We start from the raw sequence: 25,508 nt of genomic DNA on the forward strand, positions 1-25,508 counted from the left end.
GTCAGGCTAGACGCCGACGGATTGACCTCTCGGTGCGTTTGGATCGACCTCTCGGACCGTTGGGATTGACGTCTCGGACCGTTGGGATTGACGTCTCGGACCGTTGGGATTGACGTCTCGGACCGTTGGGATTGACGTCTCGCGGATCAGGCCTTGCCCTTGAGGGCGTTCGGGATCTCGCGGCCCTGGTTGATCGCCCGCTCGGGCGCCTTGACCTGCTTCACCTTGCGCACGCCGATGTAGGCGAGCAGCGCGGCGACGAGGAGGTAGACGGCGAAGACGATGAGGAACGCCCAGTGCAGGTCGAGGCCCTGGCCGTTCCAGTTGATCAGGTAGACGAACGCGAACGACAGCATGATGATCGCGAGGACCAGGATGAACGCCGCGCCGGCGAACATGCCGATGCCGATGCCACCCGCCTGCACCGACACCTTGAGCTCGGACTTGGCGAGCTCGATCTCCTTCGAGATCAGCGAGGAGATGTCCCGGCTCGCGTCGGCGACGAGTCGGCCGATCGTCGGCTCCTCGCCCGGCTGCTGGGCCTGGTGCTGGGCCATGCGTCCCCCTTCAGGTGTGTGGCTGCGACAGACCTTACCGATCACCGCGCTGGAAGACGTCTGGTACCCCGTCGGCGTCGTCGTCCACCTGCTCGACCTCGCACACCCGGCGGTAGACCCGGTTGCGTGCGCGGAGCACCCCGGCCGCCAGCGCTGCGGCGACCAGCGACCCCAGCAGCACCCCGACCTTGACGTGCTCGTCGCGCAGCGTGCTGGCGCCGAAGGCCAGCTCGCCGATCAGTAGCGAGACGGTGAAGCCGATCCCGCCGAGCATCGCCATGCCGATCACGTCGACCCAGCTGAGCTCGTCGTCGAGGTCGGCCTTGGTGAAGGTGGCGAGCAGCCACGTCGAGCCGCTGATCCCGACCGTCTTGCCGGCGACGAGGCCGACCGCGACCCCGATCGCGACCGGGTCCTGCAGCGCGCGGACGAAGCCGTCCCACCCGCCGACCGTGACGCCGGCGGCGAAGAACGCGAAGACGGGCACCGCGACGCCGGCGCTGACCGGTCGGACGAGGTGCTCGAGGTGCTCGGCCAGGCCTCGGCCCTCGCCGCCGTCACGGCGTCGCACGGGCACGGTGAAGGCCAGCGCGACGCCGGCGACGGTCGCGTGGACGCCACTGGCGTGCACCAGCCCCCAGGCGAGCAGGGCGAGCGGGACGAGCAGCCACGGCGTACGGATCCGGCGCTGGGTCAGGACGCCGAACGCGGCGACGGGCACGGCCGCGAGCAGCAGGTACGCCGGGGCCAGGTGGTCGGTGTAGAAGAGCGCGATGACCGTGATCGCGAGCAGGTCGTCGACCACGGCCAACGTGAGCAGGAACGTGCGCAGCCCGCTCGGCAGGTGGGTGCTGATCACGGCGAGCACCGCCACCGCGAAGGCGATGTCCGTCGCCATCGGGATCGCCCAGCCGGCCAGGTCACCCTGGGGGCTGACCGTGTTCACCACCGTGTAGACGAGCGCCGGGACGGCCATGCCGCCCACCGCCGCTGCCACCGGGAGCGCCGCGCGCCGTGGGTCGCGGAGGTCGCCGGCCACGAACTCCCGCTTCAGCTCCAACCCGGCGACGAAGAAGAAGATGGCGAGCAGCCCGTCCGATGCCCAGGCGCCGAGGCTCAGGTGCAGGTGGAGCGCCTCCGGGCCGACCTGGAAGTCACGCAGGGCGGCGTACGAGGACTGCCACAGGCTGTTCGCCCAGACGATCGCCACCGCCGCTGCGGCGATGAGGAGCAGGCCGCCGGTCGTCTCCGCGCGGAGGATGTCCGCGACACGCGAGCTCTCCAGGAAGGAGCCTCGCTCGAAGAGCAGGCGTCGGCGGTTCTCTCGGGCCATCGGGCTTCCTCGGGGTCGTCGGATGCTCGCCGACCAGACTTCCCGGCACACCGCGGCCAGTCTAGGCCGCCGGGCTCAGCCCAGCCTGGGTGTCCGGGGCGGCTCGGTGCGGCGCGTCCCCGTGGCCTCGACGGCGACGCCGAGCCGGAGCAGCGCGGTGTCGTCGTACGCCCGACCGGCGATCGTGAGCCCGACCGGCATCCCCGTGTCGGCCATGGTGCCCATCGGCACCGTGACCGTCGGGATGCCGAGGTGGCGGACGACGAGGTTGCCGTTGGCGACCCAGACCCCGTTTCGCCAGCCGAGGTCGGCCGAGGCCGGGTCGACGTCCATGTCGGCCGGCCCGACGTCGGCGACGGCCGGGAAGACGACGCCGTCCAGTCCGAGGCCGTCCATCCACTCCTCGAGGTCGACCCGGCGCGTCTCGACGAGCCCGCGCACCCCCGCCTCGAGCTCGGGGATCTCGGTGAGGGAGGAGTACGGGTGCGTGCGCACCTGCTCGGGATAGGTGGCGATGTCGTCGTCGAAGCCGGTGTAGCGGTCCGGCAGCGCCCCCTCGGGGTGCGGGAAGATCGTCGCGCCGTCGACATCGGCGAGCGAGCTCAGCGCCGGGTCGCCGTTGGCCGCCAGGAAGTCGTCCCACGCCCATGCCGACAGGTCCACGATCTCGCGCTGCAGGAAGGCCTCGCTCACCAGCCCGCGCGTCCTGATCGTGGGCGCGCCGGGACGGTCCCCCTCGTAGTTGCTCACGACCGGGAAGTCGACCTCGACCACGGTGGCGCCAGCCGCCTCGAGGTCGGCGCGCAGCGTCTCCCACAGCGCGATGACGGACGGACGGGTCTCGATCCGCTGCCCGGTCGGCCCGCCGATGCCCGGGTGCTCGGCGGTGCCGGCGTCAGGATCGGCGTTGACGTACATCCGTGGCACACCCAGACGTACGCCGTCCAGGGAGGGCGCGGCCGCCAGGGCGACGTACGACGCCGGGCGGACCTCGCTCGACCGCGGCACGTCGAGCCACGGCTGCACCCGCCAGAAGTCGCCGCGCGTGTCCGTGTCGTCGGCGACCACCGCGTCGAGCACCTCGAGCAGGTCGACCATCGTGCGGGTGTGCGGCACGACGACGTCCATCGTCGGCACGAGCGGCCAGTTGCCGCGCACGGAGATGACGCCCCACGACGGGGTGTAGGCGCAGAGAGCGTTGTTGGATGCCGGGCCGCGCCCGCTCGACCACGTCTCCTCGCCGAGCCCGAACGCGGCGAAGCTCGCGGCGGTCGCCGTCCCCGAGCCGTTGGACGAGCCCGAGCCGAACGGCGCGGTCAGGAAGTCGCCGTTGTAGGGGCTCTCCGCCCGCCCGTAGACGCCGCGCTGCATGCCGCCGTTGGCCATCGGCGGCATGTTGGTGAGCCCCAGGCAGACGGCGCCGGCGGACCGCAGCCGCTCGATCGTGAACGCGTCGCACTGGGCCACGAGATCGGCGAAGGCGGGGCTGCCTGCCGCCGCCGTCAGGCCGCGCACGAGGTAGGAGTCCTTCGCGGTGTAGGGGATGCCGTCGAGCGGACCGAGGGTCTCCCCGCGCGCACGTCGCTCGTCCGAGGCACGGGCCTCGTCCAGCGCGGCGGGGTTGGGCACGACCACGGCGTTGAGGCGCGGCCCGGAGGCGTCGTACGCCGTGATGCGGGCCTGGTAGGCCTCGACCAGCCCGACGCTGGTGACCTCGCCGGCCTCGAGGGCGGCGCGCAGGGAGGGGATGGTGGCTTCCACGACGTCGTACACGCGGCCATTGTTTCGTAGAGTCCAGCCATGAGTCTCACTCCGACCCCTCTGATGCCGGCGGAGTGGGCGCCGCAGGACCGGATCTGGATGGCGTTCCCGGCGCCCGGCTACTCCCTGGGCGACACGGCGGAGGACGCGGACGAGGCGCGTACGACGTGGGCCGCCGTGGCCAACGCCTGCTCGGCCTTCGAGCCGGTCACGGTCGTAGTCGACCCCGTCGAGGCGGCGGCCGCGCGGTCGGTGCTCGCGCCTGAGGTCGAGATCGTGGAGGCGCCCCTCAACGACGCCTGGATGCGCGACATCGGGCCGACCTTCGTGCACCAGCCGGACGGGTCGCTGGCCGGCGTCGACTGGGTCTTCAACGGCTGGGGCCAGTGCGACTGGGCGACCTGGGACAGGGACTCGCAGATCGGTGCCTTCGTGTGTGGTGCCGCCGGGGTGCCGCGCATCGGGTCCGCGATGGTCAACGAGGGCGGCGCGATCCACGTCGACGGCACCGGGCGCGTGCTCGTGACCGAGACCGTGCAGCTCGGCCAGGGCCGCAACGAGGACTGGACGCGCGCGCAGGTCGAGGAGGAGCTCGCGCGCACGATCGGCGCGACCGAGGTGGTCTGGCTGCCCCGCGGGCTGACCCGTGACTACGAGCGCTATGGCACGCGCGGGCACGTCGACATCGTCGCGACGTTCACCTCACCGGGCCGGGTCCTGCTGCACGACCAGCGGGACGCCGCGCACCCCGACCACGAGGTGTCGCGGTCGCTGCGCGAGCTGCTCGCCGCCCGCTTCGACGTGGTGGACCTGCCCGCGCCGGTCACGCTGCGGGACGCCGAGGGCTGGGTCGACTGGTCCTACGTCAACCACCTGGTCGTCAACGGGGGCGTCATCGCGTGCTCGTTCGACGACCCGCACGACGCGGAGGCGGTCGCGATCCTGCGCGAGGCCTATCCCGGCCGTGAGGTGGTCAGCGTCGACGCGCGGCCGCTCTTCGACCGCGGCGGCGGGATCCACTGCATCACGCAGCAGCAGCCGTCCCCGCGTACGTAGGTCCTCGGGTGGTTCCCCGCCCGCCGATTCAAAGTGTCACCGTGATGGTTTGCGCGGTGAGTGAGACCTGCGAACTATCACCGGTGCCGCGAAGTGTCACGGTGACACTTTGGGGGCGGGGCTGGGTGGCCGGCGGCCGGGTCTGGGCGGCCATGCCGCCAGTCACAGCTCGATCCAGTAGCGGCGCTTGACGCCTCGGACGTCCTCCAGCACGCCGCCCTGGCTCTCGATCGTCCTCGCCGAGCCGACGTTGTCGTCGTCGCAGGTGACCAGTGCCCGGTCGATGCCCAGCTCGCGGGAGCGGGCCAGCGCGAGGCCGAGCGCGCGCGAGGCGTGTCCCTCCCGTCGGCGTGACGGTCGGACCGAGTAGCCGATGTGGCCGCCCTCGTTGAGCAGCCAGTCGTTGAGCCGATGCCGGATCGCCAGGAATCCGATGACGTCCGCGCCGTCGGTGATCCACCAGTAGTCGCTGGGGACGATGGTTCCCGGCACCTCGCGACCGAGGCGGCGCAGGAGCGCGACGAGCGCCTCGCACGTGTCCCGGTCGGTGTCGGTCTGGAGGGCTTCGGGGAGGTTCCACATGCCGGAGCCGTGGGTCATGCCCGGCTCGTAGTCGGCGACGCAGGCAGCCCAGCTCTCGTAGAGGTCCAGCGTGGGGAGGACGAGCGCGGTCATGGTGTCATCAGACCATCCTGCGGCCGCGTGGTTCCAGTGGGTTTCACGGGACTCGTGAGGCACCGGGGTCTCGCGGACGTCATACGAGGTGGTCGCCCAGGCAACCACCCCGTATGACGTCCGGGCGAAGTCAGTCCTCGGTGGACGTGGCCTGGCCGGCCGAGATGAGCTCCATGATCGATGAGTCGGCGAGGGTGGTCGTGTCGCCGACCTCGCGCTTCTCGGCGACGTCACGCAGCAGGCGTCGCATGATCTTGCCCGAGCGGGTCTTGGGCAGCTCGGGGACGATCATGATCTGGCGGGGCTTGGCGATCGGGCCGATCTGGGACCGGACGTGGTCGGAGAGTTCCTTCTCGATGCCGGTCAGGTCGACGCCGTCGGCCGTCGCGGTCTCGCGCAGGATCACGAACGCGACCACGGCCTGGCCGGTGTCGGGATCGGTCGCGCCGACGACGGCGGCCTCGGCCACCTTGGGGTGGGAGACGAGGGCGGACTCGATCTCGGTGGTGGAGAGCCGGTGGCCGGAGACGTTCATGACGTCGTCCACACGGCCGAGCACCCACAGGTCTCCGTCCTCGTCCAACTTGGCGCCGTCACCCGCGAAGTAGAAGCCTTCCTCGCGGAAGCGGGACCAGTACGTGTCGACGTACCGCTCGTCGTCGCCCCAGATGGTGCGCAGCATGGACGGCCACGGAGAGGTGAGCACGAGGTAGCCGCCCGAGCCGTTGGGGACGGCGACCCCCTCGTCGCTGACGACCTCCGCCGTCACGCCGGGCAGGGCTGTCATCGCCGAGCCGGGCTTGCCCGCCGTCACGCCCGGCAGCGGGCTGATCATGATGGCGCCGGTCTCGGTCTGCCACCAGGTGTCGACGACCGGCGTGCGGTCGCCGCCGATGACGTGGCGGTACCAGACGTAGGCCTCCGGGTTGATGGGCTCGCCCACCGAGCCCAGGATCCGCAGGCTCGACATGTCGTGGCGGTCGGGGATCTCCTGGCCCTGCTTCATGAAGGAGCGGATCGCGGTGGGGGCGGTGTAGAAGATCGTCACCTTCTTCTCGGCGATGATCTGCCACCAGCGGCCCCGCTCGGGGAAGTCGGGCGTGCCCTCGTAGAGCACCTGCGTGGCGCCGTTGGCGAGCGGTCCGTAGACGATGTAGGAGTGCCCGGTGATCCAGCCGATGTCGGCGGTGCACCAGTAGACGTCGGACTCGGGCTTGAGGTCGAAGACCTCCCAGTGCGTGAACGCGGCCTGGGTGAGGTAGCCGCCGGTGGTGTGCAGGATGCCCTTCGGCTTGCCGGTGGTGCCGGAGGTGTACATCACGAAGAGCGGGTGCTCGGCGTCGAACGGCTCCGGGGTGTGCTCGGGGCTGGCGGAGTCGACGACGTCGTGCCACCACACGTCGACGGACTCGTCCCATGCGATGTCCTGGCCTGTACGCCGGACCACGAGCACCTTCTCCACGTCGTGCCCGGACCGTGATGCGATCCCGCGGGCCTCGTCGACGGCCGGCTTGAGCGGCGAGGCGGCACCGCGTCGGTAGCCACCGTCGGACGTGATGACGACCTTGGCCTTGAAGTCCTCGATCCGCGAGCCCAGCGCCTCGGCGGAGAAGCCGCCGAACACGACCGTGTGCGGTGCACCGATGCGGGCGCAGGCCAGCATCGCGAAGATCGCCTCGGGGATCATCGGCATGTAGATCGCGACGGTGTCGCCGGTCGCCACCCCCAGCGAGGTCAGCGCGTTCGCCGCCTTGGAGACCTCGGCCTGGAGCTCCGCGTAGGTGACGTCGCGCCTGTCCTCGACGGGCTCGCCCACCCAGTGCAGCGCGACCCGGTCGCCGAGCCCGGCCTCGACGTGACGGTCGACGCAGTTGTAGGCGACGTTGAGCCGGCCCCCGACGAACCACTTCGCGAAAGGCGGGTTGTCCCAGTCGAGGACGCGGTCCCACTTCGTCGCCCACGACAGCCGGTCGGCGGCGGCGGCCCAGAAGCCCTCGCGATCGGCCGCGGCGGCGTCGTACGCATCGGCCTTCACGTTGGCAGCCGCGGCCAGATCGGCGGGCGGCTCGAACCGGCGGTTCTCGTGCAGCAGGTTCGACAGGGTCTCTTCAGTCACGATCGATCACTTCCCGTGCGGAGTCTCCGAGGTTTGGCCAACGCCACCCTAGGCCCGCGAGGCCCGGCGTGGCCGTGGGATCCGCCGGGTGGCGCACGGGCCGGCGGTCTGTCCGGCCCCGGCCGGGCGGCCCGTGAGGCCGTGAGCGGAAGTTGACGGGACGGAGACCCGCGCATGGCGGGCGTGTTACCGCGGGCTCCGAGGATCGGGACACCCGATCCCCGAGGAGCTGACATGACACTGAGCACGCCCGTCGAGGCGACCACACCGCCCGAGGCGGCACCGCGACGCCGAACCCGCCGCTGGATCGACGACTGGCGACCGGAGGACGGGTCCTTCTGGGCGGCGACCGGCGCGCGCACGGCGCGGCGCAACCTGCTCTGGTCGATCTTCGCCGAGCATCTCGGCTTCTCGGTGTGGATGATCTGGAGCGTCAGTGCGGCCTTCCTGGCCGCGGCTGGGTTCGACTTCACCCCGCAGCAGCTGTTCTTCCTGGTCGCCATCCCGAGCCTGGTCGGCGCGCTGCTCCGGTTGCCCTACACGTTCGCGGTGCCGGCGTTCGGCGGTCGCAACTGGACGATCTTCTCGGCGCTGGCCCTGCTGGTCCCGACGGCCGGGTACGCCGTCGCCGTCACGCACCCAGGGACGCCGTACTGGGCCTTCTGCGTGTTCGCGGCCTTCGCCGGGGTCGGTGGCGGCAACTTCGCCTCGTCCATGACGAACATCAACTTCTTCTACCCCGCCCGCCTCAAGGGCACCGCGCTCGGCCTCAACGCGGCCGGGGGCAACCTGGGTGTCGCGCTGGTCCAGCTGCTGCTGCCCGTCATCGTCGGCGGAGCGGGCATCTTCGGCCTCGTCCAGGCCTCGGCCGGCGGCGTGCACCTCGAGCGCGCCGCCTACGTGTACGCCGGCCTGGCGGTGGTGGCGGCCGTGGCGGCGTACCTGTTCATGGACAACCTCGGCACCGCGAAGTCGTCGCCGAGGGCCCAGCTCGCGATCGTGCGGAACCCCCACACGTGGGTGATGTCGTTCCTCTACATCGGGACGTTCGGCTCGTTCATGGGCTTCAGCTCGGCGATGCCGCTGCTCATCAAGCTGAACTTCTGGGTGCCGGCGCCGGCGCCGCTGGGGACGGGCATCTACTTCGCCTACTTCGCCTTCCTCGGTGCGCTCGTCGGCTCGGCGACGCGGCCGCTCGGCGGCTGGCTGGCCGACCGCCTGGGCGGAGCGCGGGTCACGCTGGCCGCGTTCGGCGGCCTCGTCGTCGCCACGCTCGCGGTCCTGTGGACGCTCACTCAGCTCACTGCGAACCCGACCGCCGACCCGGCGATCGCGTCGGCGAACGAGGGCCGGTTCTGGTGGTTCCTCGGGTTCTTCCTGCTGGTCTTCGCGGCGACGGGGATCGGCAACGGGTCGACGTACAAGATGATCCCGAGCCTGTACGAGACCCCGGCCCAGTCCTCGGCGGCGCTCGGCGTGATCGGCGCCGTGGGTGCGCTCGGAGGCTTCCTCATCCCGATCGCGTTCAACAGCCCGTGGGTGCACAGCCCGCTCGCCGCGACCAAGGGCGCGTTCGTGGTCTTCGCCGGCTACTACATCGTCTGCGGGGCCGTCACCTACGCCTGCTACCTGCGCCGGCCGGCGCTCGTCGCGGGCCTGGTCGACAGCCCGGTCTGAGGCGGAGCCTGATGGTCGACACCCACTGTCCCTACTGCAGCCTCCAGTGCGGGATGACCCTGGCGAGGAAGGGTCCCGCGCTGGAGGTGCAGCCGCGTCCCCAGCGCAACGCGCACAGCCCCGACGACGAGGGCGCCCTGTGCCGCAAGGGCTGGACCGCCGGCGGTCTGCGCGGATCGCGGGAGCGGCTCACCACGCCGCTCGTGCGGGACCGGGCGAGCGGCGAGTGGTCGGCCGTCGACTGGGACGAGGCGCTCGACCTGGTCGCGTCCCGGCTCGCTGCGATCCGGGTCGCGCACGGCGCTGATGCGAACGCCGTGTTCGGCGGTGGCGGCCTCACCAACGAGAAGGCCTACCTGCTCGGCAAGCTCGCCCGCGTCGCGCTCGGCACGGCGATGATCGACTACAACGGCCGCTGGTGCATGTCGTCGGCGGCCAGTGCCGGCAACCAGGCGTTCGGGATCGACCGGGGACTGCCGTTCCCGCTGGCCGACGTCGAGCAGGCGGACGTCGTCGTGCTGGTCGGCTCCAACCTCGCCGAGACGATGCCACCGGCCGCGCGCCACCTCGACCGGTTGCGATCGCGCGGCGGCCGGGTGGTGGTGGTCGACCCGCGGCGTACTCCGACCGCCGAGCGTGCCGACGTCTTCGTGCAGCCGGTGCCGGGCACGGATCTCGCGCTCGCTCTCGGCCTGCTGCACCTGGTCGACGCCGCAGGGGCCGTCGACGAGGAGTACGTCGCCTCGCGGACGTCCGGCTTCGAGACCGTGCGCTCGACCGCGGCCGCGTGGTGGCCCGAGCGGGTCGAGCGGGTGACCGGCGTGGGCGCGGGCGAGCTGCGGTCGCTCGCGACGCTGCTGACGTCGAGCCGGCGGGTCGTGGTGCTCACCGCCCGCGGCGCCGAGCAGCACGCCGACGGGACGGCCACCGTGCTCGCGTGGATCAACCTCGCGCTGGCCCTGGGGCTCCCCGGCCGCCCGTACGCCGGCTACGGCTGCCTCACCGGTCAGGGCAACGGGCAGGGCGGCCGTGAGCACGGCCAGAAGGCCGACCAGCTGCCCGGCTACCGGATGATCGACGACCCGGTCGCGCGCGAGCACGTCGCCGCGGTGTGGGGCGTCCCACCGGCGTCCCTGCCGGGCAAGGGGGTGTCTGCGTACGAGCTGCTCTCGGCGCTCGGCACGCCCGACGGCCCGCGGAGCCTGCTGGTGTTCGGCTCCAACCCCGTCGTCTCCGCGCCTCGTGCGACCGCGGTGACCGAGCGGCTCGAGGCGCTGGACCTGCTGGTCGTGTGCGACCTGGTGATGAGCGAGACCGCCGCCCTCGCTGACGTCGTGCTGCCCGTGACCCAGTGGGCCGAGGAGACCGGCACGATGACCAACCTCGAGGGGCGGGTCATCCTGCGACAGCAGGCGGTCACGCCGCCCGCCGGCGTCCGGTCGGACCTGGAGGTCATCGCGGGACTGGCGAACCGTCTGGGCGCGCCGTCGGCCTGGCCGACCGACCCGGAGGAGGTCTTCACCGAGCTGCGCGCGGCGTCTGCGGGCGGGCGTGCGGACTACAGCGGGATCAGCTACGACCGCATCCGGGACGAGGGCGGCCTCTTCTGGCCGTGCCCGACCACCGCGGACGGCGTCGAGCATCCTGGGACGCCGCGGATGTTCGCCGACTCCTTCGCCGCGACGGACGGCCGCGCCCGTTTCGTCCCGGTCAGCTACGACGGCCCGGCCGAGCCGCTCGACGACGCCTTCGACGTCCATCTGACGACCGGCCGGGTGCTCGCGCAGTATCAGTCCGGTGCGCAGACACGCCGGATCCGCGAGCTGCCGGACACGGGTCCGTTCGTCGAGCTGCACCCGCTGCTCGCCGCACGGATCGGCGTCGAGGACGGTCGGCCGGTCACCGTCACGACGAGGCGGGGTGCGCTGACCGCGCCCGCGCGGGTCGTCGGGTCGATCCGCTCCGACACTGTCTTCGTGCCGTTCCACTGGGTCGGCGCCAACCGGCTCACCTCCGACGCCCTCGACCCCGTCAGCGGGATGCCGGAGTTCAAGGTGTGCGCCTGCCGGGTGAGGCCGGCGGGCGAGGTCACCCCCTCCGGGGCGGCCCGTCGATGACCGGGCGCACGGTGGTCGTCGGCAACGGCATGGCCGCGGTCAGACTCGTCGAGGGGCTCGTCTCGCGGGGCGTCGGGGACATCACGGTGCTGGGGGACGAGCAGCACGCGCCGTACAACCGCATCCTGCTCTCGGCCGTCCTCGAGGGCACCCACCGACCCGAGGCGATCACGCTCCGCCCCGTCCACTGGTACGCCGACCACGGGGTCGACCTCCGGATCGGCACGCGCGTCGTCGACGTCCATCGGCCTCGCCGGGTCGTCGAGCTCGCCGACCGGACCGAGGTCGACTACGACCGCCTGGTGCTGGCCACCGGCAGCATCCCGACCCTGCCGCCGATCCGCGGCCTGGTGCGGCCCGACGGCCGGCTGCACGACGCCGTGCACGCGTTCCGGCACCTCGACGACTGCACCCGGCTGATCGAGGCGGTCGAGGGCGGCGCCGAGCGGGCCGTCGTCGTCGGGGGCGGGCTGCTCGGCCTCCAGGTCGCCCGAGCGCTCGCGGTCCGCGGCGTCGACACGGAGATCGTCGAGGGCGGCGGCCACCTCCTGCGCAGCCAGGTCGACGAGGCGGCGGGGACGGTGCTGCAGCGCTCGTTGGAGCGACTCGGCACACGGGTCTACACGGGCGCCCGCGCCGTGCGGCTGACCGACGCCGCGCCGGGTGCGGGTCTGCGCCTCGACAACGGCGTCACCCTCGACACCGACCTCGTCGTGCTCACGGCCGGTGGGAGACCGAGCGTCAACCTCGCACGGCGGGCGGGCCTGACCACCCGACGGGGCGTCGTCGTCGACACCACGCTCGCCACCAGCGATCCGGACGTCTTCGCGATCGGCGACTGCGCCGAGCACGACGGCCGCACACCCGGCTTCGTGAGCCCGGCGTGGGAGCAGGCCGGCATCCTGGCCGACCGGTTCGCCGGCGGCGGCAGCACCTACGACGGCCATCGCACCGTCGCCCGGCTGCGGGCGACCGACCTGGAGGTCGCGGTGCTCGGCGACGCCGACCACGAGGGCGGCGAGTCGGTGCAGATGTCGAACCCGATCACCGGGAGCCACAAGCGGCTCGTCGTGCAGGGTGGCGCGATCGTGGCGGCCACGCTGGTCGGCGACCTGTCCCAGATCGGCGTGATCACGCAGTGCTTCGACCGGCGTACCGTCCTCGGCCCCCACGAGCCCGCCGCGCTCGTCATGCCGCCACGTGCCGCGCCCGCCCGGGATGCCGCGGCCACGGCGCTCCCCGACGAGGCCGAGGTCTGCGCCTGCGCCGGCGTCACGGCCGGCCGGATCCGGGCCTGCTCGACGATCGACGAGGCCCGCGAGGCGACACGCGCCACCACCGGCTGCGGCGGCTGCGCGTCGACCGTCGCGGCTCTGGTCCGGGGGTAACTCACCGTTCACCGAGGTGGACAACCGTTCCAACGGCGTTCTGCCTGAGCGAACAGTGAGTTACCCCAGCCGGCCGCCCGGTGCCGTGAGGTCGTGAGGGAGACGTGACGAGATCCACCACTTCGGGAAACCGACCCCTCACATCCGCTTCCTAGCGTCGTCGTACGACGCGAGGAGGTCGCATGACGGAACAGCAGCACCGGCGCAGGCAGGTGGTCGTGGTGGGTCACGGCATGGTCGCTCACCGGTTCGTGGAGGCGGCCGTCGAGCGCGGTCTGACCGAGACCCACGACATCACCGTCCTGGGGGCGGAGGCGCGGCCGGCGTACGACCGGGTCGCGCTGACCAGCTTCTTCGAGCGCGGGGCGAAGGCGCTGAGCCTCCTCCCCTCCGGGAAGTACGCCGACCCGCGGGTCACCCTCCGGACCGGCGTCGAGGTCGTCGCGGTCTCACCGCGCCAGCGCATCGTCACGCTCCACACCGGCGAGGACCTGCACTACGACGAGCTCGTGCTCGCGACCGGCTCGTACCCCTTCGTGCCGCCGGTCCCGGGCAAGGATCTGCCCGGAGTCTTCGTCTACCGCACCATCGAGGACCTGGAGGCGATCCGCAAGGCAGCCAAGCGGGCCCGGAGCGGCGCCGTCATCGGCGGCGGCCTCCTCGGCCTCGAGGCCGCGAACGCGCTGAGCCAGCTCGGTCTCCAGACCCACGTCGTCGAGCTCGCCCCGCGGCTGATGGCCGTCCAGGTCGACGCCGCGGGCGGCCGCACGCTCTCGCGCCACGTCGAGCAGCTCGGTCTCACCGTCCACACCGGTGCGATGACCGAGGCGATCCTCGGCACCGACAGGGTCTCCGGGATGGCGCTGAAGGACCGCAAGCCGATCGACGTCGACCTCGTGGTCTTCTCCGCCGGCATCCGACCGCGCGACTCCCTCGGCCGCGCCGCCGACCTCGCCGTCGCCGAGCGGGGCGGGCTCCTCGTCGACGAGCACTGCAGGACCAGTGACGAGCACGTCTACGCGATCGGCGAGTGCGCGGCGCCCGGCGGCGTCATGTACGGCCTGGTTGCTCCCGGCTACGCCATGGCCGAGGTCGTCGTCGACACCCTGCTCGGCGGCGGGGGCTCCTTCGAGGGCGCCGACATGTCCACGAAGCTCAAGCTCCTGGGCGTCGACGTCGCCTCCTTCGGCGACGCCCACGGCGCCACCGAGGGCGCGCTCGAGCTCGTGTACGCCGACGACGTGGCCGGCGTCTACAAGAAGCTGGTCATCTCCGGTGACGGCCGGAGGCTCCTCGGCGGCGTGCTGGTCGGCGACGCATCGGCGTACGGCGTGCTCCGGCCGATGGCCGCCAGCGGTCTGCCACTCCCCGAGAACCCCGAGGACCTCATCCTCCCGGCCGGCGGGGGCGGGGCCGCCCTGACGCTCCCCGCGGAGGCGCAGGTCTGCTCCTGCAACGACGTCAGCAAGGGCGAGATCGAGGCGGCCGTCGACGCGGGCTGCGAGACCGCGGCCGACGTCACCCGCACCACGAAGGCGGGTTCGACCTGCGGCTCGTGCAAGGTGCAGGTCAAGAAGATCGTCGAGGACCACTTCGCCGCCCAGGGCCGCGTGGTCGATCGGAGCCTGTGCGAGCACTTCGCGTTGACCCGCGCGGAGCTGTTCGACGCCGTGCTCGTCCACGGCTACCGCACCTTCGACGAGATCGTCGAGGCGCACGGCCGCGGCCGCGGCTGCGACGTCTGCAAGCCGACGGTGGCGAGCATCCTGGCCAGCCAGATCAACGGCCACGTCCTCGCCCGCGAGAACCGCACCCTGCAGGACACCAACGACGCCTTCCTCGCCAACATCCAGTGCAACGGCACCTACTCGGTCGTCCCTCGCATCCCCGGCGGGGAGATCACCCCCGAGAGGCTCATCGTCATCGGAGAGGTCGCCCGCGACTTCGGGCTCTACACGAAGATCACCGGGGGCCAGCGCATCGACCTGCTCGGGGCACGGATGGAGCAGCTCCCGGCGATCTGGAGGCGGCTCGTCGACGCCGGGTTCGAGTCCGGCCACGCATACGGCAAGGCACTGCGGACGGTGAAGTCCTGTGTCGGGTCGGCCTGGTGCCGCTACGGCGTCCAGGACTCCGTGGGCCTCGCCATCATGCTCGAGCTGCGCTATCGCGGCCTGCGCAGTCCGCACAAGCTCAAGGGCGGCGTCTCCGGCTGCGCCCGCGAGTGCGCGGAGGCTCGTGGCAAGGACTTCGGCGTCATCGCCACCGAGAAGGGATGGAACCTGTACGTCGGCGGCAACGGCGGCGCCGTCCCGGCACACGCCCAGCTGCTCGCCGGCGACCTGTCGACCGAGGAGCTCGTCAGCCACCTCGACCGGTTCCTCATGTACTACATCCGCACCGCCGACCGGCTGCAACGCACCTCGACGTGGATCGACTCGCTCGAGGGTGGGCTCGACCGGGTCCGCGAGGTGGTCGTCGACGACGTCCTCGGTCTCGGCACCGAGCTCGAGGCGGCGATGGCCACGCACGTCGACGGCTACTTCGACGAGTGGCGGGCGACCCTCGAGGACCCGGAGAAGCTGGCGCGGTTCGTGTCGTTCGTCAACGCGCCAGGCGTGCCCGACCCGAGCATCGACTTCGACACGACGCGTGAGCAGATCGTGCCGACCACCGTCGACCTGGGTGCCGCCATCCCGGTCGGGGCAGCCCGATGAGCGATCTCGTTGGCCGGGTGTCGAGCGCCGGCGAGCGTGTCGAGACCATGACCCTCGTCTGCGAACTCGATCGGATCGACCCCGACTCGGGTGTCGCCGCGCTCGTCGACGGTGAGGCCGTCGCGGTGTTCAGGACGTACGACGACCAGGTCTTCGCGCTGTCCCACTACGACCCGTTCGGCCGTGCCAACGTGCTGGCGCGCGGCATCGTCGGGACCCGCGGGGACGTCCCGGTCGTCGCGTCGCCGCTGCACAAGCAGGCGTTCGACCTCCGCACCGGGCAGTGCCTCGACGATCCGACGGTCCGCGTAGCGTCGTACGACGTGGTCGTCCGCGAGGGGCTCGTCCTGGTCGGGGGCCGGCGGCCGCCGAGCCCCGTGACGTCGTGAGGTCGTGAGGACCTCGTGACGTCCACGACACGGCTGGCGGGTGACGGCCGTTACCGACACGTCCCAGAATCGTCATCGTGACCCCCGCACCGACGACCGCCGAGACGCAGCCGCTCGCGGGCTTCCGGATCGGCGTCACGGCCGCCCGGAAGGCGGACGAGCAGGCGGCGCTGCTGGAGCGGCGCGGAGCGACCGTGGTCTGGGCGCCGGCGCTCTCGGTCGACCCCAACCACGTCGACGACGCCTCACTGCGCGCGGCCACCGAGGAGGTGCTCGCGGAGAAGGTCGACATGCTGCTCGCCACGACCGGCATCGGCATGAAGGCGTGGCTCGACCGTGCCGAGCAGTGGGGCCTGCTCGACCGGCTCACCGAGCACCTCGGACGGGCCGAGATCCTGGCTCGCGGCCCCAAGAGCGTGGGCGCGCTGCGCCGGCGCGGGCTGCGCGAGCTGTGGGCGCCGGAGTCCGAGTCGTTCGACGACGTGCTCCAGCACCTGCGCGGCCGCGACCTGACGGGTCGCCGGATCGTCGTCCAGGAGCACGGCCAGTCGCTGTCGATGGTCGCCCACGCGCTCAGGCGGCAGGGGGCGTCGGTGGTCACGGTGACGGTCTATCGCGTCGAGTCGACCGCCGACCCGGAGCCGGTCTTCCACCTCATCGACATGATCGCCGACCGCGCCGTCGACGCGGTCACGTTCACCGCTGCACCCGCCGTCGCCGCGCTGATGGAGGCGGCCGGGTCCACCGGGCGGCGCGACGAGGTCGTCACCGCGTTCCAGGCGGACGTGGTCGCCGCCTGCGTCGGCCCCGTCACTGCCGCCGCGTTCGAGATGTGGGGCGTGCCGACGATCTACCCGGACCGTTCCCGGCTGGCCGCCATGGTCAAGCAGCTCGAGGTCGAGCTGCCGTCCCGCCGCGCCGGCCTGGCGGTCGAGCTCGTCGGCGGGCACGTGCTTCTCCTGCACGGGGAGGACGTCCTCCTCGACGGTGTCGAGGTGAAGCTGTCACCCGCGCCGGCCGCCGTCCTCCAGGCGCTCGTCGCCAACCCGGGCAACGTCGTCTCCCGGCAGGCGCTGCTCGCGATGCTGCCCTCCGGCACCGCGGGCTCCGAGCACGCCGTGGAGATGGCGGTCGCCCGGCTCCGCTCCGCGCTCGGCACGCGTGCCGTCCAGACTGTCGTCAAGCGCGGCTACCGGCTCGCGGTCGGGCCGTGACCGCCGTCGTGGAGCCGCGCAGGGGGTCACGCCTCGTTCCGGGACGCACCCGTCTCGTGACCGTCGCGCACGGCACCCGGCACGCCGCCGGCAACCGGGTCGCAGCCGAGATCACCCGGCGGGCGGGAGAGCGCCTCGGCGTGGACTCCCGGGTGTCGTACGTCGAGCTGTGCGCGCCGCTCTTCGCCGACGTGGTCGCGTCCGGCGACGAGCCGATGGTCGCCGTCCCGCTGTTGCTGTCCCGGGGCCACCACGTCGCCGTCGACCTCCCGGCCGCGGCTAGGGGCGCCGCCGGCGCGATCACCGTCACGCCGCCGCTGGGCCCGCATCCGCTTCTCGCCCGCGCTCAGTCCGCACGGCTCATCGAGGCCGGCGCCGCACCGGGCGATCCGGTGGTGATGATCGCCGCCGGCTCCCAGGACGCCCGGGCGGAGGAGGACCTGCGTGCCTCGGCCCGGCTGCTCGGCGCGGTGTGGGGCACGCGCGTCCGCGTCGCTGTGCTGTCAGGCACCGGCCCGCGACCGGAGGAGGTCCTCGCGGTCGGCGACGCCGTGTCGCCGTATCTGCTCGCGCCCGGGCACTTCGCCGACCGTGCCCGCACGCTGGCGCTCTCCTTCGGCGCGGCGGTGGTCGCTGAGCCGATCGGTGTCCATCCCCTGGTCGTCGACCTGGTCGTCGAGCGGGCTCGCGTAGGCGGGTACACCGAAGTCCCGGCCGAGGCGCGCGTCTGAGCGAGCGCGCTCACCGGGGACGCGACTTCGGTGTACCCGCCTACGCGTCGCCCGATCAGCGGAAGTCGATCAGGAGCATGCTCTCGGTGTCCGGGCCGTCGTCGGGCAGCCGGTCGAGGATCCGGGGCAGCGCCTGCGCCGTGTCGGTCATCGAGTCGCGAGCCGACGAGATGAACGTCGTCGGCATCACCGGCGGCGCGGGCCGCACCGGCACCTGCGGCACGACCGTGGCGCGGTAGCACAGGCAGATGTAGGGCAGCTGCATGCCGTCCATGCCACGACCGTAGTCGTCGTAGAACGCCAGCACCTCGGCGCGCTTGGCCGCGCGATCCTCATCGGAGAGCATCGCGATGTTCGAGCGCGACAGCACCAGGTCGACGACGCTCGCGCGGTGGATCGTCTGCCAGAAGGTGTGCTGCGCGTGCTCGATCCCCTCGAAGCAGCCCGAGTCGAGCAGCGACTCGCTCGGGTCCATCGACTCGATCGGCCTCTCGATCAGGCGGCCGAGCTTGCGGACCCACGGGATGGACTCGTCGCGCTGGTTCCACGCGAGCGCCAGCGTCCCCCCGGGGTTGAGCACCCGCGAGATCTCCGGCAGCGCCTTGTCGAGGTCGAACCAGTGGAAGGCCTGTCCCGCGATCACGACGTCATAGCTCAGGTCGGGGGCCGGGATGCTCTCGGCTCCGCCGACGCTGGTGCGTACGTCGGGCAGGTGGCGGCGCAGGATGTCGAGCATCGCCTCGTCGGGATCCGTCGCGTGCACGTCGTGACCGAGCTCGACCAGGGTGCGGGTCAGCTTCCCGGTGCCGGCGCCGAGCTCGAGGATGCTGCGCGGCCCCGGGCCGACCAGCCACTCGACCGCCTCGCGGGGATAGCCCGGCCGGCCACGGTCGTAAGACTCCGCGACCTTCCCGAACACCCGCCCCTGCTCCGTCATCAATCGCAGGCTACCCGCGTGCGGGTCGCGGAACCGGCCGCCACACCGGGCACCGCACCGGGCACCGCACCGGGCACCGCACCGGCGGGCGATCGCGGCGACCCTCCGTGCCCGGCCGTGGGAGGTGCCTGACTAGCGTGGGGCCTCGTGAGCGCGGATCCGTTGGCCTGGCTGGTGTCGCTGGAGGGCGTGTCGTCGGCGTACGCCGCGACGAGGGACGGCATCGACGTCATGCTGCGTGACCGGGGGCTGCGCCGGACGTCGCCGGAGACGACCGCCGAGTCGCTGCTGCGGGGCGCGCACGCCTCGGCCGTGCTCGAGGGCTCCGGTGCGACTCTCGACGAGGTGCGGTCCTCCGGGGGCGACGCCGTCGCCCGGGACGCCGTCCGGCTGTCGACCGAGCTGCTCGGGCTGGTGCCCGTCCTGCAGCGCGCGCCCCTGCAGGCGCTCGCCAGGATCCACGCCGTGGCGGCGGCCGGCTCGGTCGGTGCGGACGAGCTCGGCCGACCGCGTTCGCCCGAGGCCGCCGAGCGGCTGCGCGGGCTCGCCGACCTGTTGACGATGCAGACGTCGGCGCCGGCGCTCGTGGTCGCCGCGATCGCGCACGCCGACCTCGCGACGGCCGCGCCGTTCGCGTCGCACAACGGCATCGTCGCCCGTGCGGCGGAGCGGCTGGTGCTGGTCGCGCGGGGCGTCGACGAGAAGTCGCTCGTGGTGCCCGAGGCCGGGCACCTGGCGCTGCGCGCGGAGTACGAGTCGAACCTGCGTGGCTACGCGAGCGGGTCGCGGGCCGGCGTACACGCGTGGCTGTTGTACGGCGCCGAGGCCTTCGCGGCCGGCGCCGAGGCGTCGCCCCTGCGCCGCACCTCGCTGTAGCGCCGAAACCACGTGCAGGTGGCACCCGGGTTCTCAAGGAACATGCCGGATGCCACCGCGTGACACACGATCGTCGGGCTACCAGGCGTGCATCAGCTTATTGCTGCCGGCGGGCTTTCTCCCCGCCTTCACAGCGCCCTGTAGGAAGGGTGGATCGCCGCGTGGGTACCCGATCGTGTGGCGCTCTTGAGTTCTCTCACTTTCGTTTCTACGCCCCTTTGCGAACCCCTTCAAGGGCCGCCACGGGTTGACTTCTCGCCGTAGTAAGGGATGATCCGACACCCGTCGCGAGCCCCTCGAGGCTCTCCGCGACCGCTGTCAGGCGCCGATCCGGCGCTTCTTCGCGTTGGCCCACATGACCCCGCCGGCGACCACGACACCGCCGACGGCGAGGGCCGCGAGGGTCGTTCTGGCGGGGGGCAGAGGGAGGCTGCCACGCAGAGCGACGGGCTTGGTGAAGACGAGGATCGGCCAGTCGCGGGCGGTCGCGACGCGGCGAAGCTCCTTGTCCGGGTTCACGGCGTGCGGGTGCCCGACGGCCTCCAGCATGGGTACGTCGGTGGCCGAGTCGCTGTAGGCGTAGGACTCGTCGAGGTCGTAGCCGCGCTCCTCGGCCAGCGCCCTGATCGCGTTGGCCTTCTCGGCGGCGTAGGCGTAGTAGATGATCTCGCCGGTGTAGCGGCCGTCGGCGACGCTCATCTGCGTCGCGACGACGTGGTCGGCGCCGAGCATCTCGCCGATCGGCTCGACGACTTCACGACCGCTCGTGGAGACGATGACGACGTCGCGGCCCGCGGCCTTGTGCTCCTCGATGAGGTTGACGGCCTCGTCGTAGACGATCGGGTCGACGATGTTGTGGAGGGTGTCGGCGACGATCTCGCGCACGGTGTCGACGTCCCAGCCGGTGACCAGGTCCGACATGAACCGTCGCATCTTCTCCATCTGGTCGTGGTCGGCACCGCCGACGACGTAGAGGAACTGTGCGTAGACGCTGCGCAGCAGGGCCTTGCGTGAGATCAGCCCGCCGGCCTGGAAGGGCTTGCTGAACGCCAGCGTGCTCGACTTGGCGATGATCGTCTTGTCGAGGTCGAAGAACGCCGCTTGCCGGCTGCTTGCCATGGTTACCACTGTAAAGGGGCCGCTTCCGCTCCACAGACGTATCCGGCCGAACCACGGTCCACAGCGCGGCGCCCGCCCACGTGAGCCTGTCGGCGTCCGCGGGGAGTCTCGTCGGCATGACTCACGCACTCCTGGTCACCGCCGACGATGCACTGCTCGACGAGCTCGTCCGGCTCTGCGCCGCCGCGGGCACGACTCCGCATGTCTCCGCCGACGTCGGGTCGGCACTGCGGGGCTGGTCGTCAGCCGCGCTCGTGCTGGTCGGGGCCGACCTCGCCGCCGACCTCGCCCGTGCGTCACCGGCCAGACGCGACGGCGTCCACGTGGTCGCCTGGGGCAGCGCGCCCGACGAGCTCTTCCGGGCGGCGCTCATGGTCGGTGCCGAAGGGGTCGCCCTGCTCCCCGGATCGACCGAGTGGCTCGCCGCGCTGTTGGGCGACATCGGGGACGTCGGGCGCGCACGCGGTCTCACGATCGGTCTGATGGCCGGGTCGGGCGGCGCCGGAGCGACCACCTTCGCCTGCGCGCTGGCTCAGCTCGCCGCCAAGGCCGGCCCGACCGTCGTCGTGGACGCCGACCCGCTGGGGCCCGGTGTCGACCGTGTGCTGGGCTTCGAGTGGCGGCCGGGCGTGCGGTGGGGCGAGCTGTCGCGCACCGCGGGCAGGCTGAGTGCCCGCTCGCTGCGCGAAGGCCTCCCGCGGTACGCCGACCTCGGCGTCCTCACCTGGGGCCCGGGCGACCCCCGTGAGCTCGACGTGTCGAGCGTCCGGGAGGTCATGTCGGCCGCCAGACGCGGGCACGACACGGTCGTCGTCGACCTGCCGCGGTCCGGCGACACGGTCACGGAGGAGCTCGCCAACCGCTGCGACCAGGTGCTGCTCGTCGTCGCCGCCACGGTCACCGGGATCGCGTCGGCGGGCCGGTTGGTCGGACGGTTCGGCGACCTGTCGCGTGTGCGGCTCGTCGTACGTGGGGGTGGGGCTGAGCCGGAGGCGGTGGCCGGGGCCGTCGGCGTCCCGCTCATCGCGGCGATGGGCGACCAGCGTGGTCTCGCGGAGTCGATCGACCTCGGGCTCGGGCCCGTGCGTTCGCGTCGCGGGCCCCTCGGCCGCGCCGCGTCGACGGTGCTCGGGCTGATGCCGGCGGCGGCATGAGCCGCGTCGTGGAGCTCGCCCCCGAGGTCGTCGACGAGGTCCGCGACTGGCTCGCCCGGACGCCCGGCGACCTGACCCCGCACCGCGTGGCCGAAGGTCTGCGCGCCGCGGGCCGGCCGGTGGGTGACGCGACCGTCCTCACCGTCTACGAGCTGCTCCGGCGCGACGTCGTCGGAGCCGGGCCGCTCGAGCCGCTGTTGCGACTGCCCGGCGTGACCGACGTCCTCGTCAACGGACCCGACCAGGTCTTCCTCGACCGCGGCCATGGTCTCGAGCGGGCCGACGTGCGCTTTCCCGACGACGGCTCGGTGCGGCGGCTCGCGCAGCGACTGGCGGCCGCCGCCGGGCGCAGGCTCGACGACGCCGCGCCGTACGTCGATCTCAGGCTGGCGGACGGCACCCGCTTCCACGCCGTCCTCGCCCCGCTCGCGCGGCCCGGGACGGCCATCTCGTTGCGCGTCCCCTCCCGGCGGTCCTTCACGCTGGACGACCTCGTGGCCGCTGGCGCCCTGTCCCACGCCGGCGCTGCCCTGGTGCGCGCGGTCGTCACGGCCAGACTCGCCTTCCTGGTCAGCGGCGGCACGGGCACCGGCAAGACGACGCTGCTCGCGACCCTTCTCGGGCTCGCGGGCCCGGACGAGCGGCTCGTCGTGGTCGAGGACGCATCCGAGCTCCGACCGGATCACCCGCACGTCGTCGGACTGGAAGCGCGGCCCCCCAACATCGAGGGCGCCGGTGCGGTCGACCTTCGCGCGCTCGTCCGGCAGGCCCTGCGGATGCGACCGGACCGGCTGGTGCTGGGCGAGGTCCGCGGCGGCGAGGTTGTGGATCTCCTCGCCGCGCTCAACACCGGGCACGAGGGTGGCTGCGGCACGCTGCATGCCAACTCCGCGCTCGACGTGCCCGCCCGCGTCGAGGCGCTGGCGCTGGCCGCCGGCCTGGGCCGGGAGGCCGTGCACAGCCAGCTCGCCTCGGGGGTCGATGCCGTGCTGCACCTCGAGCGTGGACGCGACGGCCGGCGTCGACTCGCCCAGATCGCCCTGCCGGTCCGCCAGGGCGACGGACTCGTGCGGATGGAGCTGGGCGCGACCTTCCAGCCTTCAGGAGGCCTGGTCGAGGGCCCGGGCGCGGAGCGGCTCACCGCTCTGCTGGAGCGATCGTGATGGCGATGTGGGTCCTTCCGGCGGCTGCCGGCGGGGCTGCTGCTGGTCTGCTCACCCCGCCTGGGTCAGCTCGTCCGACGGTCGGAGGTCGCGTGCCTGCCACGCTGGCATCCCTGGGCGCGCTCGGCGTGCTCGTGCTCCTCGCATCCCCCCGCCTGCTCGTCCTCGGCCCCGCCGCGATCGCGGTGTGTGCCGGAGGGGCATCGCTGTGGCACCGTCGGGCCGCCCGGTTGTCGGCCGCACGCACCGCGACAGCACTGGTCGACGCCTGCGAGCAGATCGCTGCAGAGCTGGCCGCCGGTCAGCCCCCTGGTCGAGCCCTCGACCGGGCCGCCGGGTGTTGGCCCGTGCTCGCTCCGGTGGCGGAGGCCGCCCGCGTCGGGGCAGACGTCCCGGGCGCCCTGCGCGTCGCAGCTCTGACGCCGGGCGCGGACGGCTTGCGTTGGGTCGCCGCGGCCTGGGAGGTCGCGCACCGAACAGGGCAGGGCCTGGCGGACGCGGTCGACCGGGTCGCCGCCGACCTGCGCGCCGAGCAGGCCACGCGGCGCGTGGTCGACGGCGAGCTGGCGTCAGCGCGCGCGACGGCCAAGCTCGTGGCGCTCCTGCCTCTCGCCGCGCTGGCCACCGGCAGGGGAGTCGGCGGTGACCCCTGGACCTTCCTGCTCGGCACACCGGTCGGCCTCGGATGCCTCGCCGCGGGTCTGGGGTTCGGCTGGCTGGGGCTGTGGTGGATCGAGGCGATCGCGCGAGGAGTCGAGGCGGCGTGAGCGTCTCGCTCCTCGTCGGCGCCGGCGCAGGACTGGCGGTGGCCCTGGCGCCGCGGCCGCGTCCCTCGTTACGGGACCCGCCGTCAGTCACGGTCGCGACCGACGACGCCGGGTGGATGATGCGCCACCGGATCGCGCTCAGCCTGCTCGCCGGTGTCGCCGCGTCGACCCTGGTCGGCGGGATGCCGGGGTGGGTGATTGCGCCCGTCGCAGCGGGCGGCTGCTGGCGGGCGATCGGCCGCGCCGAGCCGGCCGACGTACGACGGCAGCGGGACGAGCTCCGTCGGGAGCTGCCGCACCTGGCCCGCCTGCTGGCTGCGGCACTCGCTGCCGGTGCCGCGCCGGCGACGGCCGCCCAGGCGGTGTCCGACGCACTGCCCGGGCCAGGGGGCGCGCGTCTGGGCGCGGCCGCGGCCCGCCTCCGCCTCGGTGCCGACCCGGTCGCGGTGTGGCAGGGGCTCGCCGACGAGCCCGCGCTCGCGCCGCTCGGGCGCGCTCTCGCCCGGGGCCAGTCGTCGGGGTCGAGCGTGGTCGTGTCCGTCCAACGACTCGGTGACGAGCTTGCGCGGGCTGCACGTGCCGATGCCGAGGACCGGGCCCGGCGCGTCGGCGTCAAGGCCGCGGTGCCGCTCGGCATCTGCCTGCTGCCGTGCTTCCTGCTCATCGGCATCGTGCCTCTGGTCGGCGGACTCCTGGCGTCGCTGCGCCTGTGACGGGCCGTTGGCCGTCCACCGTCGCCCTGACCGCTCCAGCGCTCCACAGGGCGCCGAACCCGGCGCGCGGACGAACGGCTTCAGACAGATCGTTGGATCAGCCGCGCCCGCGGCCCGAACCCGAAGGAGATGCCCATGCAGCACTCGTCACGACGCCACGGCCGGACCGACCGGGGGATCACGACCGCTGAGTACGCAGTCGGCACGGCCGCCGGTGCGGGCCTCGCCGGTCTGCTCTTCAAGATGTTGACGGGTGGCTTCGGAAGCGAGCTGCTGCAGAGGCTGTACGACCATGTCATGCAGCTCCTCGGCATCTGATGTCGTCGCCGGCACGAGACCGGGGCGCGGCGACGGCCGAGCTGGTGATGGTGCTGCCCGCTCTGGTCGCCGTGACGCTTGGGCTGGTGTGGCTGCTCTCCGTCGGCGCGGCCCAGGTCCGCACGGTCGACGCCGCCCGGGAGACGGCCCGGGCGTGGGCGCGCGGCGACGACGGGACCGCAGCGGTCGACCGAGGTGTGCGGGTCGGCCCGGACGGCACCAGCGTCTCGGTGCACTCGGACGGCGACCAGGTCGTTGTGACCGCCCGTGCGCGCGTCCAAGGACCGGGTGGGCTGTTCGGCTTCCTTCCCGGCGTCACGGTCCATGCCCGGGCGGTCGCCGCGACCGAGGCGGGCGACGCGCCCTGAGCGGGGTGGACCGCGGCTCCGCTGTGCCGTTCGCCGTCGCCTGTCTCGGACTGGTCCTGCTGCTCGGGGCGGCGCTCGGGGTCGTCGGTGCGATGGTCGTCGATCACCGCAGGGCGCAGGCGGCCGCGGACCTTGCCGCGCTCGCCGGCGCGTCAGCGCTCGGCGACGGTGGCGACGGCTGTGGTGCGGCCGCGAGGATCGCGGCAGGCAACGGCGCGTCGCTCGCCGACTGCGTCGCCGAGGGGGCCGATCTCCGCGTCACCGTCGTCGTGCGCGGACCGGGCTGGCTGGGAGCCCACGGCGACCTCACGGCGCAGGCGCGGGCGGGACCGGGCTAGCGCGGCCGTCCGTGGAACGCGCGG

Annotated in this window: 23 protein-coding genes; 16 read left to right on the forward strand and 7 right to left on the reverse strand. The window is 72.8% G+C overall.

Annotated elements, in window-relative coordinates:
- Window positions 1–146: 146 nt before the first annotated feature.
- The 3 genes from ABD205_RS05425 to ABD205_RS05435 form a co-directional block, all read right to left on the reverse strand.
- The gene (locus tag ABD205_RS05425) at window positions 147–557 is read right to left on the reverse strand and encodes a phage holin family protein (protein WP_344043180.1); all 411 of its coding nucleotides are present in this window, start codon (window positions 555–557) and stop codon (window positions 147–149) included.
- Window positions 558–591: 34 nt separating this feature from the next.
- Complete coding sequence (gene nhaA, locus ABD205_RS05430; RefSeq protein ID WP_344043182.1) at window positions 592–1,890, reverse strand: Na+/H+ antiporter NhaA; 1,299 nt, start codon at window positions 1,888–1,890, stop codon at window positions 592–594.
- Between the two features lie 75 nt (window positions 1,891–1,965).
- Complete coding sequence (locus tag ABD205_RS05435; RefSeq protein WP_344043184.1) at window positions 1,966–3,663, reverse strand: amidase; 1,698 nt, start codon at window positions 3,661–3,663, stop codon at window positions 1,966–1,968.
- A gap of 27 nt (window positions 3,664–3,690) precedes the next feature.
- On the opposite strand from ABD205_RS05435, the gene ABD205_RS05440 reads away from it, so the two are divergent.
- Window positions 3,691–4,707 (forward strand): agmatine deiminase family protein, encoded by a 1,017-nt coding sequence (locus tag ABD205_RS05440; protein ID WP_344043188.1) that lies wholly within the window; start codon window positions 3,691–3,693, stop codon window positions 4,705–4,707.
- Between the two features lie 162 nt (window positions 4,708–4,869).
- On the opposite strand, the gene ABD205_RS05445 is transcribed toward ABD205_RS05440, so the two are convergent.
- Window positions 4,870–5,382 carry a GNAT family N-acetyltransferase gene (locus ABD205_RS05445; protein ID WP_344043190.1) on the reverse strand — a complete coding sequence of 171 codons (513 nt, stop codon included), beginning with the start codon at window positions 5,380–5,382 and terminating at the stop codon, window positions 4,870–4,872.
- Between the two features lie 130 nt (window positions 5,383–5,512).
- Window positions 5,513–7,498: an acetate--CoA ligase gene (acs, locus tag ABD205_RS05450; RefSeq protein WP_344043192.1), complete on the reverse strand. Its 1,986-nt coding sequence runs from the start codon at window positions 7,496–7,498 to the stop codon at window positions 5,513–5,515.
- A 234-nt stretch (window positions 7,499–7,732) separates the two neighbouring features.
- Between acs and ABD205_RS05455 the strand changes: the two genes are divergently transcribed.
- From ABD205_RS05455 to ABD205_RS05485, 7 genes are all read left to right on the forward strand, one after another.
- Window positions 7,733–9,175 (forward strand): MFS transporter, encoded by a 1,443-nt coding sequence (locus ABD205_RS05455; RefSeq protein WP_344043194.1) that lies wholly within the window; start codon window positions 7,733–7,735, stop codon window positions 9,173–9,175.
- An 11-nt stretch (window positions 9,176–9,186) separates the two neighbouring features.
- A complete protein-coding gene (locus ABD205_RS05460; RefSeq protein WP_344043196.1) occupies window positions 9,187–11,292 on the forward strand; it encodes a molybdopterin oxidoreductase family protein in 2,106 nt (701 codons plus the stop codon).
- A complete protein-coding gene (locus ABD205_RS05465) occupies window positions 11,289–12,680 on the forward strand; it encodes an FAD-dependent oxidoreductase (protein WP_344043198.1) in 1,392 nt (463 codons plus the stop codon). Before ABD205_RS05460 ends, ABD205_RS05465 begins: the two co-directional genes overlap by 4 nt.
- A 182-nt stretch (window positions 12,681–12,862) precedes the next feature.
- The gene (nirB, locus tag ABD205_RS05470; RefSeq protein ID WP_344043200.1) at window positions 12,863–15,397 is read left to right on the forward strand and encodes a nitrite reductase large subunit NirB; all 2,535 of its coding nucleotides are present in this window, start codon (window positions 12,863–12,865) and stop codon (window positions 15,395–15,397) included.
- Window positions 15,394–15,786, forward strand: coding sequence for a nitrite reductase small subunit NirD (gene nirD, locus ABD205_RS05475; RefSeq protein ID WP_344043202.1), 393 nt, complete (start codon window positions 15,394–15,396; stop codon window positions 15,784–15,786). Before nirB ends, nirD begins: the two co-directional genes overlap by 4 nt.
- Window positions 15,787–15,863: 77 nt before the next feature.
- Window positions 15,864–17,000 carry a uroporphyrinogen-III synthase gene (locus ABD205_RS05480; RefSeq protein WP_344043204.1) on the forward strand — a complete coding sequence of 379 codons (1,137 nt, stop codon included), beginning with the start codon at window positions 15,864–15,866 and terminating at the stop codon, window positions 16,998–17,000.
- Between the two features lie 56 nt (window positions 17,001–17,056).
- Window positions 17,057–17,731 carry a sirohydrochlorin chelatase gene (locus ABD205_RS05485; RefSeq protein ID WP_344043206.1) on the forward strand — a complete coding sequence of 225 codons (675 nt, stop codon included), beginning with the start codon at window positions 17,057–17,059 and terminating at the stop codon, window positions 17,729–17,731.
- A 55-nt stretch (window positions 17,732–17,786) separates the two neighbouring features.
- Here ABD205_RS05485 and ABD205_RS05490 read toward each other — a convergent pair whose 3' ends face one another.
- Window positions 17,787–18,668 carry a class I SAM-dependent methyltransferase gene (locus tag ABD205_RS05490; RefSeq protein ID WP_344043208.1) on the reverse strand — a complete coding sequence of 294 codons (882 nt, stop codon included), beginning with the start codon at window positions 18,666–18,668 and terminating at the stop codon, window positions 17,787–17,789.
- Window positions 18,669–18,815: 147 nt separating this feature from the next.
- Between ABD205_RS05490 and ABD205_RS05495 the strand changes: the two genes are divergently transcribed.
- A complete protein-coding gene (locus tag ABD205_RS05495; RefSeq protein ID WP_344043210.1) occupies window positions 18,816–19,544 on the forward strand; it encodes a Fic family protein in 729 nt (242 codons plus the stop codon).
- Window positions 19,545–19,862: 318 nt separating this feature from the next.
- On the opposite strand, the gene ABD205_RS05500 is transcribed toward ABD205_RS05495, so the two are convergent.
- Window positions 19,863–20,663 carry an HAD family hydrolase gene (locus ABD205_RS05500; RefSeq protein ID WP_344043212.1) on the reverse strand — a complete coding sequence of 267 codons (801 nt, stop codon included), beginning with the start codon at window positions 20,661–20,663 and terminating at the stop codon, window positions 19,863–19,865.
- Window positions 20,664–20,779: 116 nt separating this feature from the next.
- Here ABD205_RS05500 and ssd point away from each other — a divergent pair, with 116 nt between their 5' ends.
- The 7 genes from ssd (at window position 20,780) to ABD205_RS05535 (ending at window position 25,484) form a co-directional block, all read left to right on the forward strand.
- Window positions 20,780–21,817, forward strand: a complete 1,038-nt coding sequence (gene ssd / locus ABD205_RS05505) for a septum site-determining protein Ssd (protein WP_344043214.1) — start codon at window positions 20,780–20,782, stop codon at window positions 21,815–21,817.
- Window positions 21,814–22,980: a TadA family conjugal transfer-associated ATPase gene (locus ABD205_RS05510; RefSeq protein WP_344043216.1), complete on the forward strand. Its 1,167-nt coding sequence runs from the start codon at window positions 21,814–21,816 to the stop codon at window positions 22,978–22,980. Before ssd ends, ABD205_RS05510 begins: the two co-directional genes overlap by 4 nt.
- 92 nt (window positions 22,981–23,072) lie before the next feature.
- Complete coding sequence (locus tag ABD205_RS05515; RefSeq protein WP_344043218.1) at window positions 23,073–23,747, forward strand: type II secretion system F family protein; 675 nt, start codon at window positions 23,073–23,075, stop codon at window positions 23,745–23,747.
- Window positions 23,744–24,460 (forward strand): type II secretion system F family protein, encoded by a 717-nt coding sequence (locus ABD205_RS05520; protein ID WP_344043220.1) that lies wholly within the window; start codon window positions 23,744–23,746, stop codon window positions 24,458–24,460. Before ABD205_RS05515 ends, ABD205_RS05520 begins: the two co-directional genes overlap by 4 nt.
- A gap of 135 nt (window positions 24,461–24,595) precedes the next feature.
- Window positions 24,596–24,778, forward strand: coding sequence for a DUF4244 domain-containing protein (locus ABD205_RS05525; RefSeq protein ID WP_344043222.1), 183 nt, complete (start codon window positions 24,596–24,598; stop codon window positions 24,776–24,778).
- On the forward strand, window positions 24,778–25,146 hold the full coding sequence (locus ABD205_RS05530) for a TadE family type IV pilus minor pilin (protein WP_344043224.1): 369 nt from the start codon (window positions 24,778–24,780) through the stop codon (window positions 25,144–25,146). Before ABD205_RS05525 ends, ABD205_RS05530 begins: the two co-directional genes overlap by 1 nt.
- Before the next feature lie 5 nt (window positions 25,147–25,151).
- Complete coding sequence (locus ABD205_RS05535; RefSeq protein WP_344043226.1) at window positions 25,152–25,484, forward strand: Rv3654c family TadE-like protein; 333 nt, start codon at window positions 25,152–25,154, stop codon at window positions 25,482–25,484.
- Window positions 25,485–25,508 lie beyond the last annotated feature (24 nt).

This window comes from Nocardioides panacihumi (genome assembly GCF_039530925.1).
Taxonomy (GTDB): domain Bacteria; phylum Actinomycetota; class Actinomycetes; order Propionibacteriales; family Nocardioidaceae; genus Nocardioides; species Nocardioides panacihumi.

What these genes read in the sequence shown, in the direction of transcription:
- ABD205_RS05465 (WP_344043198.1), top strand. Translation starts at nt 11,289, where the DNA reads ATGACCGGGCGCACGGTGGTCGTCGGCAACGGCATGGCCGCGGTCAGA.
- ABD205_RS05500 (WP_344043212.1), bottom strand. Translation starts at nt 20,663, where the DNA reads ATGGCAAGCAGCCGGCAAGCGGCGTTCTTCGACCTCGACAAGACGATC.
- ABD205_RS05445 (WP_344043190.1), bottom strand. Translation starts at nt 5,382, where the DNA reads ATGACCGCGCTCGTCCTCCCCACGCTGGACCTCTACGAGAGCTGGGCT.
- ABD205_RS05460 (WP_344043196.1), top strand. Translation starts at nt 9,187, where the DNA reads ATGGTCGACACCCACTGTCCCTACTGCAGCCTCCAGTGCGGGATGACC.
- ssd (WP_344043214.1), top strand. Translation starts at nt 20,780, where the DNA reads ATGACTCACGCACTCCTGGTCACCGCCGACGATGCACTGCTCGACGAG.
- nirB (WP_344043200.1), top strand. Translation starts at nt 12,863, where the DNA reads ATGACGGAACAGCAGCACCGGCGCAGGCAGGTGGTCGTGGTGGGTCAC.
- ABD205_RS05455 (WP_344043194.1), top strand. Translation starts at nt 7,733, where the DNA reads ATGACACTGAGCACGCCCGTCGAGGCGACCACACCGCCCGAGGCGGCA.
- ABD205_RS05510 (WP_344043216.1), top strand. Translation starts at nt 21,814, where the DNA reads ATGAGCCGCGTCGTGGAGCTCGCCCCCGAGGTCGTCGACGAGGTCCGC.
- nirD (WP_344043202.1), top strand. Translation starts at nt 15,394, where the DNA reads ATGAGCGATCTCGTTGGCCGGGTGTCGAGCGCCGGCGAGCGTGTCGAG.
- ABD205_RS05490 (WP_344043208.1), bottom strand. Translation starts at nt 18,668, where the DNA reads ATGACGGAGCAGGGGCGGGTGTTCGGGAAGGTCGCGGAGTCTTACGAC.
- ABD205_RS05525 (WP_344043222.1), top strand. Translation starts at nt 24,596, where the DNA reads ATGCAGCACTCGTCACGACGCCACGGCCGGACCGACCGGGGGATCACG.
- ABD205_RS05425 (WP_344043180.1), bottom strand. Translation starts at nt 557, where the DNA reads ATGGCCCAGCACCAGGCCCAGCAGCCGGGCGAGGAGCCGACGATCGGC.
- nhaA (WP_344043182.1), bottom strand. Translation starts at nt 1,890, where the DNA reads ATGGCCCGAGAGAACCGCCGACGCCTGCTCTTCGAGCGAGGCTCCTTC.
- ABD205_RS05530 (WP_344043224.1), top strand. Translation starts at nt 24,778, where the DNA reads ATGTCGTCGCCGGCACGAGACCGGGGCGCGGCGACGGCCGAGCTGGTG.
- ABD205_RS05440 (WP_344043188.1), top strand. Translation starts at nt 3,691, where the DNA reads ATGAGTCTCACTCCGACCCCTCTGATGCCGGCGGAGTGGGCGCCGCAG.